Origin of the sequence: Candidatus Brocadia sapporoensis, from assembly GCF_001753675.2 — a bacterium.
In the GTDB taxonomy this organism is placed as follows: Bacteria; Planctomycetota; Brocadiia; order Brocadiales; family Brocadiaceae; genus Brocadia; species Brocadia sapporoensis.
In genome coordinates, this window is the sequence record NZ_MJUW02000042.1 from 1 (window position 1) to 12,937 (window position 12,937).

The 12,937-nt window shown below is 45.3% G+C and carries 9 protein-coding genes, 1 tRNA gene and 1 riboswitch; of the genes, 7 read left to right on the forward strand and 3 right to left on the reverse strand.

The annotated features are described in order from the left end of the window. Nucleotides 1–108: 108 nt before the first annotated feature. Nucleotides 109–354: a hypothetical protein gene (locus BIY37_RS13085; RefSeq protein WP_143299157.1), complete on the reverse strand. Its 246-nt coding sequence runs from the start codon at nt 352–354 to the stop codon at nt 109–111. Between the two features lie 862 nt (nt 355–1,216). After that, a riboswitch (cyclic di-GMP riboswitch) is annotated at nt 1,217–1,296 on the forward strand. A gap of 138 nt (nt 1,297–1,434) precedes the next feature. Here BIY37_RS13085 and BIY37_RS03755 point away from each other — a divergent pair. The 7 genes from BIY37_RS03755 to BIY37_RS03785 all read left to right on the forward strand — a co-directional run bounded on the left by BIY37_RS03755 (nt 1,435) and on the right by BIY37_RS03785 (nt 8,975). Further along, the gene (locus tag BIY37_RS03755; RefSeq protein WP_070066506.1) at nt 1,435–3,480 is read left to right on the forward strand and encodes a S8 family serine peptidase; all 2,046 of its coding nucleotides are present in this window, start codon (nt 1,435–1,437) and stop codon (nt 3,478–3,480) included. 258 nt (nt 3,481–3,738) lie between these two features. After that, nucleotides 3,739–4,740, forward strand: coding sequence for a type I glyceraldehyde-3-phosphate dehydrogenase (gene gap / locus BIY37_RS03760; protein WP_070066507.1), 1,002 nt, complete (start codon nt 3,739–3,741; stop codon nt 4,738–4,740). 141 nt (nt 4,741–4,881) lie between these two features. After that, on the forward strand, nt 4,882–6,108 hold the full coding sequence (locus BIY37_RS03765) for a phosphoglycerate kinase (RefSeq protein WP_070066508.1): 1,227 nt from the start codon (nt 4,882–4,884) through the stop codon (nt 6,106–6,108). An 85-nt stretch (nt 6,109–6,193) separates the two neighbouring features. Further along, on the forward strand, nt 6,194–6,850 hold the full coding sequence (rpe, locus tag BIY37_RS03770; RefSeq protein ID WP_070066512.1) for a ribulose-phosphate 3-epimerase: 657 nt from the start codon (nt 6,194–6,196) through the stop codon (nt 6,848–6,850). Between the two features lie 324 nt (nt 6,851–7,174). Beyond that, nucleotides 7,175–7,960 (forward strand): acetyl-CoA carboxylase, carboxyltransferase subunit beta, encoded by a 786-nt coding sequence (gene accD / locus BIY37_RS03775; RefSeq protein WP_201789382.1) that lies wholly within the window; start codon nt 7,175–7,177, stop codon nt 7,958–7,960. A gap of 20 nt (nt 7,961–7,980) precedes the next feature. Next, nucleotides 7,981–8,055 (forward strand) — tRNA-Asn (locus BIY37_RS03780). Between the two features lie 71 nt (nt 8,056–8,126). Next, on the forward strand, nt 8,127–8,975 hold the full coding sequence (locus tag BIY37_RS03785; RefSeq protein WP_070066510.1) for an RluA family pseudouridine synthase: 849 nt from the start codon (nt 8,127–8,129) through the stop codon (nt 8,973–8,975). Nucleotides 8,976–9,071: 96 nt separating this feature from the next. Here the strand turns inward: BIY37_RS03785 and BIY37_RS03790 are convergent, their stop codons facing one another. After that, on the reverse strand, nt 9,072–10,766 hold the full coding sequence (locus BIY37_RS03790; RefSeq protein WP_070066511.1) for an FAD-dependent oxidoreductase: 1,695 nt from the start codon (nt 10,764–10,766) through the stop codon (nt 9,072–9,074). 414 nt (nt 10,767–11,180) lie between these two features. Beyond that, on the reverse strand, nt 11,181–12,937 hold a 1,757-nt coding region (locus tag BIY37_RS03795; protein WP_179129274.1), incomplete at its 5' end, for an SBBP repeat-containing protein.

Genomic DNA, 12,937 nt, shown 5'->3' on the forward strand with positions numbered 1-12,937 from the left:
CCCGTTTTCCCTATCGGCTCCTAACTATTCTGAGAAATTATTCTCTCTCACCATCCGTTTCGCTGAATAGTTACGAAAAAGGTGCAAATTTCTCAAAAAACTAGTTGGTTAAGAAAATTGTAATCCTTGCCTGACGGACAGACAAAACACAAAGCCCGGCGCTATTATAGAAGGATTGCCCTGCGCTGTCAATGTTCTTGCAGAAGTTTTGTCTGACAAGCGCGGAAACCGTACGTAATGTAGTTGTTTGAAAGAGGCGGCGCCGATCGTTCGGCTGAGTTCACGACGAAATCCCATACGGTCAGTAAGCCAGCAGGACATTCCAGGCGAGGGAAGGGGATAGGTATTGGTCACAAAAATGTCTCTTTGTAAGTCACCGGGGCTATGATTCAGGCATCTCCCCCGCATCCAGCGGTATTGCGTCAAAATTGCAACGAATCAAAACACGGTTTTGCTGAACGTTTCTTAGTCAAAAAGTTCGTAACCATGGGTCTTTTGAAAAATTCGTATCTTTCTCTGCAATTAACATGCAATATAAATTGTGCAAATGATTTTAGCGTAGCGAAAACCTTCTTTCTGTAAGCGCCTTTGCTATGCAAAAATCATTGGACTCACTGTCTGAACAATAACTTCTTTATAAAGGCGGTGCTGGCAACCGCCCTGTATGTGCGATTAAACCCTTCCCTCTCATCTTTGTCTTTTTTCGGTTGCTATTTTTCCCTTTTGTGCCATATTCTTCAATCGAACGGGTGGACCGCCTTTTCGTGGCTTTTGTTCTTAAAATACCTTGATTGTATAAGAATTTTCATTTTATTTAAGCGGGTCATAGGGTGGCACGGACAAACTTGTTTGTCCGTGTTGTTTGAATATGCGCACGGATTTGGGATCTATCCCACGGGCAAACAAGTTTGTCCGTGCCGCCCGGCAATCGAAGACATAGCTTGAAACCCTTGTAAATTTTATTGTTTTCAGCCTGTTTCTGCAACAAGGCATTGTCCCGTTGCAGGATTTAGGCGAACTAAATTATAGATAGCGCCGGGGTCTCTCCACCCCGAAGTATATCCTCTGGCAGAGGCCGGCCAGAAGGGGCTTCGTCGTAAGTTTAGCCGAACGATCGACGCCCCCTTTTTTAACTAAAATGTTACTAATATTTAAATTTTATCTTCTTCTGCCGATTATACATGCCAGATTAAGAGCATCATACAACTCTTTTGTTTTCGAAAAATGGCAAACCCCGGGTAACCGGGGGACGCAAAGCCACGGGTCCTGAATATTCAGGATAGCCGGGTTGCCGAAGAAACAATAGCCCACCCCTCTGGCTTGTTTCTAGGCGCACTCATTGTCGTCCGAAGTAGCGAAAATGCCCGGCTTATCTCTTGCGGCTATTTGCTCTTGGACAAAAATTCAGAATAACTTATTTATCAGAGGTGACTTATGGGAAAGGTAGAAAAAGTTGTATTTCGGTATTTTACGGGTTTTTTTGTTGCCGGGGTTTTAAGTATTGCAACATCTGGCGCCGGCTTTGGCAGCGATCGTGTGGCGGGAGAACTCCTGGTTAAGCCGAAGGCTGGGGTTGCCAAAAAGGCGCTCGAGAAGATGTTTGCAGAAAATCATGTAAGCATCGTCGGAGAAATCCCGCGGATTGGAGTCAAGCATATCAAGGTGCCGGAAAAAGCGCTTGACCTGGTAAAAAGCGCCCTCTCGCACAATCCTGATATTGAGTATGCCGAGTTTAATTATCAGGCCGAAGAGGTTGTTATTCCTAATGATACCTACTATGCATCCGCTCAATGGCATCATCCAAAAATATCGTCACCTGCTGGATGGGATATAACCACGGGTTCGAACGGCGTTACGATTGCAATTATTGATTCCGGTGTAGATCCTTCACATCCCGATCTTTCAGCTAAACTTTTGCCCGGATATAACTTTCTCAATAATACCACCAATACCGCCGATGTCCGGGGGCATGGCACAGCAGTAGCCGGATGTGCCGCCGCGTTATCGAATAATGCTATCGGGGTTGCCGGAGTTGCCTGGAATAATCCTGTCATGCCCGTGGTCGTGCTGGATTCAAACGGCTTTGCTTATTATTCAACCATAGCAAAGGGAATTATCTACGCGGCAGACCATGGAGCAAAGGTAATAAATATAAGCATTGCCGGATCGAGCAGTTCCACAACCCTCCAGAATGCGGTTAACTATGCCTGGAATAAAGGGGTAGTTGTCATCGCTGCCGCAGCAAATAATTCTACCAGCACCCCCTATTATCCTGCCGCGTGCAATAATGTTGTCGCCGTTTCCGCCACGACTTCCAGCGATGCGATTGCGAGTTTTTCAAACTACGGCAATTGGATTGATGTGGCGGCTCCCGGGGTATCAATCAAGACAACAACCAACGGCGGTGGTTACGGTACCGGAAGCGGAACGTCTTTTTCCTCGCCGATCACTGCAGGACTTGCCGCCCTTATCCTCTCTGTTAACCCCGCACTTACCAATTCGCAGGTAGTAGCAATTATGACGGGTAATGCAGACGATCTCGGGAGTCCCGGGTTTGATATCTATTATGGATACGGGAGAATAAATGTATACAAAAGCGTTGTTGCCGCAAAAAATACCCTGCCACAACGTATTTCTGCACTTCCGGCGGTATCAATATCATCGCCTTTGTATAATACAGAGGTGAACAATACAACCGTAGTCCATGTTTCTGCCACGGATAATGCCGGGATTTCCAAAGTAGAATTATTTATTAATGGAGCTCTGTACGCAACCGGCACTACGGAGCCGTTTGACTTTTCCTGGGATACCAAGAGTTATCCTGATGGGATATATTCCCTTGAGGCGCGTGCCTATGATTCTTCGGAAAACATGGGGAAATCAGAGGAGATTGTGGTTTCCGTAAGCAATCCCGTAGATACTACGGCGCCTCTTCTTTCCATACTCTACCCCATCGATCATGCTGTGGTAAGCGGCACAACAACGGTCGGTATTTCTGTTACGGACGATATTGGCGTCTCAAAGGTTGAATTGTATATTGAAGGAACTCGGTATGCAGAAATTACCGCTGCTCCGTTTGATTTTGTATGGGATACGGCAAAATATCCTGACGGGACGTACTCTCTTGAGGCGCGCGCCTATGATTTTTCACAAAACATGGGTGTATCAGCTCCTGTTACGATAACAATTGTGAACAACCCAAAGGATGCGATCCCTCCTGTCGTTACAATAACATCCCCGGCAAACAACAGCTATGTGGTAAACTCAAAGAAAATACGTGTAACCGCCACTGACAACGTTGCCGTTAGCAAAATTGAATTGTACCTTGACAATATGCTCGAGTCGACAGTGACGAATCAGGACACCCTTTCCTATGTATGGAAAACGCGAAAAATCGGCAAAGGGGCACATAACATAACGGCAAAGGCATACGATGTAGCGGGGAATATGAGCGTTCATACAATAACGGTTCATAAGTAGCGTTTCCATGGAAACGCTGCAACCTGAAGCGTGATATCGATTTTCTCTAATTTTTATGACCAGCTTTCGGCCGTGTGCATTTCAGACAATCAGCATATAATTCAAGATGGTTAAAGCGCTTCCTATGAAATTACTTGACAAATTATATCTGGTTGCTAAGATGGAATTTCTTTTGTTTTTCATTTTTCGATCATAGGTGCTTAACCTGGCACCGGTTTATCTCCTTTTAATAAAGAGAAATAAAAGGATACATAATCTATGGCTATTACAGTTGGTATAAATGGTTTTGGGAGAATCGGGAGGAATGTCTTTCGTGTAATTGCGCAGCGAAAGGGGATTGACGTTTTGGCTATTAACGATCTTGCCGACTCAAAATCGCTGGCGATATTGTTGAAGTATGATTCGGTACACGGCAGATTTAATGGAAGCATTGAGGCAAAAGAAAAGTCGTTGCTCGTAAATGGCAAGGAAGTTAAATTGCTTATGGAAAAGGACCCCACAAAGCTGCCATGGAAAACCCTTGGGGTAGACATCGTAATTGAATCAACCGGAATATTCACTTCCCGGGCAGATTGTGCTAAGCACCTGGATGCTGGCGCCAGGAAGGTGATTCTTTCTGCGCCTGCAAAAGACAAAGTTGACGCAACGATCGTTGTCGGGGTTAATACTCAGGATTTGAAACCAGAGCACAGGATCTTGTCCAATGCATCATGCACAACAAATTGTCTGGCGCCTATAGCGAAGGTAATAAACGACAATTTCGGTATCGAAAAGGGGCTCATGACCACAATTCACGCATATACGAATGACCAGCGTATCAGCGACCTTATTCATAAAGATCTCAGGAGGGCAAGGGCGGCTGCGGTAAATATTATTCCAACAACAACCGGGGCAGCCAGGGCCATTGGTGAGGTAATTCCGTCGCTGAAAGGAAAATTAGATGGTCTCGCCATGCGTGTGCCTGTTGTTAACGGTTCGGTGACAGATTTAGTTGCACTTGTTTCAAAGGATGTTACCGTAGAAACCATTAATGCTGCCATGAAAAAGGCCGCCGGAGGAGAATTGAAAGGTGTTCTGGAATACTGCGAAGACCCTATCGTCTCTTCAGATATTATCGGGAATACTCATTCAAGCATCTTTGACTCTGCGCTCACGTATGTAATTGATAAACGTATGATAAAGGTGGTGTCGTGGTATGACAATGAATGGGGATTTTCAAATCGTATGGTAGACCTCGTAGAGTTAATCGCCCGTCAATAGGATTGATAAAAATCATCAATCAGAAGTTGCAGGGACGATGCATTTGCTATTCATGAATATAGGGTACATCCAAGTTTTCATGTCGGCAAAGGCATCGTCCCTATGTTATGACCTCAATCAAAACTTCGAAAGCCTAATTTTATGTATAAATTATTCATTAAAGACATCGAGGTGCGAAGAAAAAGGGTAATGGTCCGAACGGACTATAATGTGCCTTTAGACGAAGAAGGAAATATTACGGACGACACCAGGATAAGGGCAACCTTGCCAACAATTAACTATTTGTTAGATGAAGAGGCAAAGGTGATTATTGCTTCGCATCTGGGCAGGCCGGAAGGTAAAGTTACCCCCAAATACAGCCTTAAACCTGCAGCGAGGCGTCTGCAACGCTTTCTCGGCGAGAAGGTTAAGGTAATCATGGCAGAGGATTGTATCGGCCCAACGATAAAAAAACAAATCGAAGAAATGCACTACGGCGATGTGATGGTGCTCGAAAATTTAAGGTTTCATCCCGGTGAAGAAAAGAATGACCCGTCATTCGCTAAAGAGTTGGCCAGCCTGTGTGAGGTATTTATTCAGGATGCCTTTGGGAACTGCCACCGGAAGCATGCATCAATGATTGGTGTTGATGATTATGTGCCCTCAGCAGCCGGGTTTCTTCTCAAAAAAGAGATGGACTATTTTGAGAAGGCCGTTAATAACCCCATGCGGCCGGTTGTAGCGCTGTTAGGCGGCGCTAAGGTTTCTGACAAGATAAAGATCATTGAAAATCTATCCAAAAAAATGGATAAAGTTCTCATCGGGGGTGCAATGGCTTTCACTTTCCTCAAGGCCCAGGGGTTTTGCGTTGGAAAATCCTTGGTTGAGGATAGTATGCTTGATGTGGTAAAAAATCTAATGGATATTTCCAGAAAGAATGGCACCAAGCTGTATTTGCCGGTAGACTTTGTTGTTGCAGAGCATTTTAGCGGGCAGGCAGAAACAAAGGTTGTTCCCTATCAGGAAATTCCGGATAAATGGATCGCCCTCGATATTGGCCCTGCCACGACGAAGTTATTCATTGAAGCTCTCCAGGATGCAAAGACGATTGTCTGGAACGGCCCCATGGGCGCATTTGAATTTGATGCCTTCAGCCGCGGAACCTATGCCATGGTGGACGCAGTAACAAGTTCTCATGCCTCAACAATTGTAGGTGGCGGCGATACGGATATGGCATTTCATAAATCAGGAAAAACCCATGAAGTGTCATTTATTTCTACGGGCGGAGGCGCCTTTCTGAAATTGTTAGAGGGAGGAGAACTCCCCGGAATCGCATCCTTATCAGACCGGAGAAAGAACCCAAGGAACTCCTCGTCTTCGTCATCCTGACTATAATCGGAGCAGGTGAAAACAGAAACACAGCAAATGATGTAGTTTTTTTGAAAAGACGAAATCAAGAGAGCATATGCAACCAATGATTAAAATCGCTGCGTCAATTCTTGGCGCTAACCCTGTTCGACTAGAAGAGGAGATCAAAAAGGTAGAACAGGCGGGTATTGATTTAATCCATATCGACGTGATGGACGGTCATTTTGTCCCTAACATTACTATGGGTCCTTTTATTACTGAGGGGATTCGTCGCGTTGCACACGTACCTTTGGAATTTCATCTGATGATTGAATGCCCTGAACGCTATGTGAATGCTTTTGCTGCATCAGCAAGGGCTGGCGATTTGATAATCTTTCATATAGAGACGACAGATAAACCCAAAGAGATTATTGCGTTGATTAAAAAAGCAGGATTAAGAGCTGGCGTATCGCTGAATCCTGATACACCAACCGGGACGATTGAAGACCTTTTAGGTGCCCTTGATATGGTGCTCGTTATGTCCGTAAATCCTGGCTTTGCCGGACAACAGTTCATCCCCAAGGCGTTGCCTAAGATTGCGCGGCTGCGCAGTATAGCGCCAGATGGAATGGATATCGGAGTGGATGGTGGCATAACAACAGAAACCGTTTCTCAGGCTGCCCGGCAGGGTGCAAATGTGATCGTTGCCGCCTCTGCAATTTTTAAGGCAAATGACCCTCAGGACGCAATTAAAGTTCTCAGGCAAATAGCGAACAAGAGATGAAATAGAATGCGGTCAGAAAGAAATCGTATCGGTTTTGTATCCGTATATGAATGCTGCGCTTCTTTATGAAGCCGTGCCTCAGAAAAAACAACTTGTTTTTTTGTGAAAAGCTTATAAACTAATGCAATATATTTCATCGTGTCAGAGTTTCAGAAAAATAGGTGTGTGTTGACGGCGTTAACGTAATACGATGGCATATAAAAAGAAATTTTTTCGCAGCATCAGGAATGCTTCCTGATAGAGTAACTGTTCTTTCCGGATTCTAAAATACATTTATAACAGACGAGACGCTTCCATATGGTGTTTTTCAGAAAAAAGAGGAATATGCCCGATGGTTTGTGGGTACGATGTGATGGTTGCAGCAGTATGCTATTTAAAAAAACCGTTGAAGATGGCATGTTCGTCTGCCCTGAATGCAACTATCATTTTCGAATATTCAGCAGGGACAGAGTAAAGATCTTAGTGGACGAAAACAGTTTTGAAGAAATGTGGCCAAATATGGTGCCATGCGATCCGCTAAACTTTAAAGACAGGGTAACGTATCCTGAAAGAGTCACCGAAGAACAGCAAAAATCGGGTCTGAAAGAGGCTGTAATTGTAGGAAAAGCGAAGATCAATGGCAGCGAGGTAATGATCGGAATTACTGATCCGAGCTTCATCATGGGAAGCATGGGTTCCGTTGTGGGAGAAAAAATAGCCCGTGTAACTGAAAAAGCCATGGAACTCCGGTTGCCGCTTATTCTTGTCTCAGGCTCTGGTGGTGGTGCCAGAATGCAGGAGGGGGTGTTTTCTCTTATGCAAATGGCAAAAACCAGCGCTGCAATTGCCAGGTTTCAGGGCGCTGGCGGGTTGTATATATCAATACTCACTGACCCGTCTCTGGGTGGTGTTATGGCCAGCTTCGCATCCCTGGCTGATATCACAATAGCAGAACCAAAGGCATTGATCGGTTTTGCCGGTCCCAGGGTTATTCAGGAAACGATCAGGCGTGCCCTTCCGAAAGGTTTTCAGACGGCTGAATTTTTATTGGAGCACGGCTTCGTAGATATGATTGTCAATCGTCAGGACATGAAAAAAGAATTGTCCAGACTGATTGCTTATTTGCAATAATTTTAGAGAAAATACAAGGTTCCCCTGTAGCTCAATGGTAGAGTAGCCGGCTGTTAACCGGTTGGTTGTAGGTTCGAATCCTACCGGGGGAGCCAGTTTTTTATTTTCTGTAAAAATCAGTCACAGTAAAGGCCGTCCCGATAAGTCTACAGATTTTCGTTTTTACATGCAGAGGTTCATACTTACCCCTGAAGACAGCGAGCACACCCTTTTGAATTTCATTGCCAGAAAACTGTCTCTGTCAAAAAAAAAGGCAAAACAACTCCTCGACAAACGGCGCATTTTTGTAAACAAAAAGCGTACCTGGATCGCCTCCTACCGGTTACAAAAAGGAGACTCCGTAGAGATTCATACGGAAACGATAAGATCACCAGCAGTTCAAAAGAATGCCATCCTGTTTCAGGACATCCATTATCTGGTTGTTTCAAAGCCTGCCCATATTGTAACAAATGGCCATGAAAGCCTTGAAAGCGAGCTGAGGATCTATTTTCAGGACAATCATATTCAGGCCGTCCATCGGCTGGATAAAGATACCTCCGGTGCAATTATCTTTGCCATGAATAAGGATGCCTTTGAACAAATGAAGAATTTGTTTAAAAAAAACCTTATAAAAAAAGTCTACAGGGTTATCGTAAGGGGTAGTGTCAGGAAACATACCTTTTCTTTAGACACCTCAATACAGGGGCAGAGAGCTGTGACCCAAGTGAGGCTCCTGAAGAGAGGCGCCGGAATCTCTGATCTGGAAGTGATTATTGAGACCGGCAGGACACACCAGATCAGAATCCATCTTGCCTCGGCAGGGTACCCCGTAATTGGAGAGATGGAATACGATCGCAATCCAATAGAGCATCAGCTTATGAGGCAAGTCCCACGACAGATGCTTCATGCATATCAACTGTCTTTTGTGCATCCCTATACCGGAAAGATGGTGTCAGTCACAGCGCCTCTTCCCGCAGACTTCAGCCAGTATCTTAAGCTTCTGGGACTCGAAGAACCAACTCCGGCAAAAACTTAAGGAAGTAACCGGGCAAAAATTTTCCGGCAACAGTGCAGGAACACGTTTTATGCCGAATAAAATGCTGCCTGTTTGGTTGTATCCAAAGAACAAAGGTTACGAAGTTTTAAGGTTGAGTTTCGGTTTAAGGGTATTATAGGTTTGCATTCCACCGGAAAGGTCTTTTACGCTAAATCCGTTTTGCAACAGAATACGCGTCGCATAATAGGCCCGTTGGCCGACCCCGCAAACTAACCAGATTTCCTTGCCCTTTGACAGATCCCCAATACGGTCGCGAAGACCTTCCAGGGGAATATTTTTAGCGCCTGGGATATGTCCTCTCTCATACTCGGCTTTACTTCGAACATCAACAATTTGTGCTTGTGTGTCTTTCAGTTCCTCCCATTTCGCCAGGGGCAGATCGCCCCGTAAATGGTTTGCGGCAATCATTCCGGCCAGATTTACGGGATCCTTTGCGGCGCCGAACTGTGGCGCATAACAGAGCTCTGATTCCTCGAGATCATAAACCGTTCCCCCCATCTGAATAACCATGGAGATTATATCAATACGTCGCGCAACTCCTGATTCACCGATTGCCTGTGCCCCCAAAACACGGCCGGTATCGGTATCAAAGAGCAATTTGATATGGATTGGCTTTGCGTCAGGGAAATAGCTCGCATGACTACCGGGATGCAAATATATTTTCTCATAGTTTTTAATGCCCGAGCGTTTTAATGTCTTTTCGCTTGCGCCAGTGATTGCCACCGTGAGACCAAAAGCACTGCAAACCGCCGTTCCTTGCACGCCACGAAAGCGTACGGCGCGTGTTTCATTGCGGGTCTTTGCAATTATTTTATCAAGAATTGCAGCGGCAGCGATGCGCCCCTGCCGGTTTGCGGGCCCTGCCAAAGAGGCCAAATGCCATCCGCCGGCGACCACATCTTTTACCTCCGCTACGTCTCCTACCGCCCAGATGTAAGGGTCGCTGGTTTGCATGCGATCATCTACCCGAATACCCCCATGATCGCCAAGGGATAATCCTGCATTTCTTGCCAGCGATGATTCTGGCTGCACACCCATGGCAAGGATTACCATGTCCGTGTCAATGGTATCTCCGGAAGTTGTTTTAACGGATAACCTGCCATCAAGATGGAAGGATTCCACTCCGGTTCCAAGACGCAGCGTCACGCCGTTTGCTTGCAAGTGCTTTTCCACAAAAAATGCCATCTCGGGATCAAGGGATGATAAGATTTGATCGCTTCTTTGGATAATGGTGACAGATAAGCCTCTCCTTGTCAGATTTTCAGCCATTTCCAGCCCGATAAAACCACCACCCACGATTGCTGCAAGAGAGGCGTTTCCCACAGCACTGCGAATCTTCCGGCTATCAGGAATGGTACGCAATACAAAGATGCCGGGAAGATTGATGCCGGGAATTTGCGGACGGACAGCATTCGCACCGGTCGATAATACCAAACCATCATAGGATTCCCGACGCGTCTCATTCGTCCTGATATCGCGCAACTCGATCTCTTTTTTATCACGATCGACCCGAACAACTTCAGTTTCCGTATGCACTTCGATATTGAAGCGATCCTTGAAAAGCTGCGGTGTCGCCACCAGCAGCTTTTCTTCTGAAACAATGATGTTGCCAACATGGTAGGGCAGCCCGCAGTTGGCAAAAGACACGTACGGGCCACGATCGAATATCACAATAGTGCAGCGTTCGCAAAGCCTTCTGAGACGTGCCGCGCACGTTGCCCCCGCCGCAACACCCCCAATGATGAGAATACGCCGTGAGTCTCTATTCATAGGTATACCTCCCTTCATAATCCTGACCAGAACAAGCTGGAAAAGATGGCAGCGCAGGCTTCCGGCCAGTATAGTTCAAAATCAAAGGCATGCCAGATACCCTACGCTGAACAATTATAGTATTACCGTGTAAATCTTTCTTTTTTTGCCCGTTTTTTTACACCCCGCTTCTCCCCCCTTGGCTTCGTTGTGAGTGCCCAGTCGAACGATAGGGGGGGATTTGATTGCGGCTTTGCTGCGTGTTATGAGATATTATAAGTGCCTTCTTGCAAGATCCACCAATATCTGGCGCGGCGGTTTGCCAGAGATTATAATGTTGCGATCAGATAAATGATGCGGGGGCATGTTTTAAATTTGTCCCTACGCTGCATGTAATATCCCATCTTGATTGGAAATTTTCAGAAAACCCAATGGTTATTGTTTTCTAGCCTTTACCGTTGCGTCGTTTATCAGGTTTTTATGCTTGAATCGTACTACTGCATTGCCCTTCTTTTCTGTAGCAGTAATGGTAAACGTTGCCTGGCCATTTTCGTCTGTGTACGCCTCTGCCGGTGAAATAGTCACATGTTTTTTACCGCTCACTATTTTAACTTTTATTATTTGGTTTACAGATGGTAATCCCTTTTTGCAGGTTAAGGTTATAGTTTCTTCTCTATCCTCTCCCTGTGAAAGCTTAAGAGATTTTGGTTTTACGTCAAGTTTTTTTGCTTCGCAAGGAGACGCAATATACAGATTGTAGAATTTAGAGACAAATACATCTGCTTCTCCATTGTAGGTTATATCGTATGCCCCTACAGTGGTGGTCAGGTCTGTTGAATATGCATATCCCACAACAAAGACGCTGTCGCTTGAGTCCAAGGCAATACCATAGCCGTAATCGTCATCACTTCCACTCAGAAAGGTAGATGCAAGTAGGCTCGTCAGGTTATTGTTAAGCCTAGAAACATATACATCATAAGTGCCATTAAAAGTTCTATCATATGCTCCCGCAGTGGTAGGATAGTTTGATGAATTCGTATATCCTGTAACAAAGACATTGTTGCTAGAGTCCAAGGCAATGCCAAGGCCGTAATCGTCATCACTTCCACCCAGAAATGTGGATGCAAGCAAGCTTGTCAAGTCGTTATTGAGCTTTGAGACAAATACATCGCAACCGCCATTAAAGGTTGCATCATATATTCCTGTAATGGTGGGCATATTGGATGAATACGTACACCCGGTAACAAAAACGTTGTTGCTTGAGTCCAGGATAATATCATAGCCAAAATCCCAATCACTTCCCCCTAGGAATGTGGACGCAAGTAAGCTTGTCAGATCGTTATCGAACTTCGAGACAAACGCGTCAAAAGTTCCATTATGGGTTTTATCATATGCCCCCGTAGTGGTGGGCAGGTCTGCCGAAGGCGTCAACCCTGTAACAAAAACATTATCGCTTGAGTCCAGGGTAATACCAAAGCCACCGTCTTCATCACTTCCACCCAGGAATGTGGATGCAAGCAAGCTCGTCAGATCGTTGCTGAATTTTGAGATAAATACATCGGAATAACTACCATTGTGAATTACATTATATGCCCCTGTAGTGGTAGGTAGGTCTGTTGAATATGTATATCCCGTCGTAAAGACACTGTCGTTTGAGTCCAAAGCGATGGCGTTACCACGATCATTATCACTTCCTCCCAGGAATGTGGTTGTGAGAAGGTTTGTCAGATTATTGTTGAACTTAGAGATAAATATATCGGCACCACCATTGTGGGTTATATTATAAGACTCCGCAGTTGTGGGAAAATCTGTTGATTTCGTATACCCCGTGATAAAGACGTTGCCGTTTGAGTCCAGGGCGATGGCATTGCCACAATCATCATTGCTTCCTCCCAGGAATGTGGTTGCGAGAAGGTTTGTCAGATTATTATTGAACTTAGAGATAAATACATCGGCATCACCATTGTGGGTTATATTATAAGACTCCGCAGTTGTGGGAAAATCTGTTGAATTTGTATACCCTGTAATAAAGACGTTGCTGTTTGAGTCCAGGGCAATGCTAAAGCCACAATCATCATTACTTCCGCCCAGGAAAGTGGAAGCAAGGAGGGGGTCGATGATGAGATCCTTCGTGCGATCGTAAGAGGCAACGGTAAAGCCGTATTCCAGTCCCTGTTCCTTGATTCCCGGCC

Bases quoted from the DNA above. Each gene is read 5' to 3' on its own strand.
- BIY37_RS03755 (WP_070066506.1), top strand. From the start codon at position 1,435: ATGGGAAAGGTAGAAAAAGTTGTATTTCGGTATTTTACGGGTTTTTTT.
- gap (WP_070066507.1), top strand. From the start codon at position 3,739: ATGGCTATTACAGTTGGTATAAATGGTTTTGGGAGAATCGGGAGGAAT.
- BIY37_RS03765 (WP_070066508.1), top strand. From the start codon at position 4,882: ATGTATAAATTATTCATTAAAGACATCGAGGTGCGAAGAAAAAGGGTA.
- rpe (WP_070066512.1), top strand. From the start codon at position 6,194: ATGATTAAAATCGCTGCGTCAATTCTTGGCGCTAACCCTGTTCGACTA.
- accD (WP_201789382.1), top strand. From the start codon at position 7,175: ATGCCCGATGGTTTGTGGGTACGATGTGATGGTTGCAGCAGTATGCTA.
- BIY37_RS03785 (WP_070066510.1), top strand. From the start codon at position 8,127: ATGCAGAGGTTCATACTTACCCCTGAAGACAGCGAGCACACCCTTTTG.
- BIY37_RS03790 (WP_070066511.1), bottom strand. From the start codon at position 10,766: ATGAATAGAGACTCACGGCGTATTCTCATCATTGGGGGTGTTGCGGCG.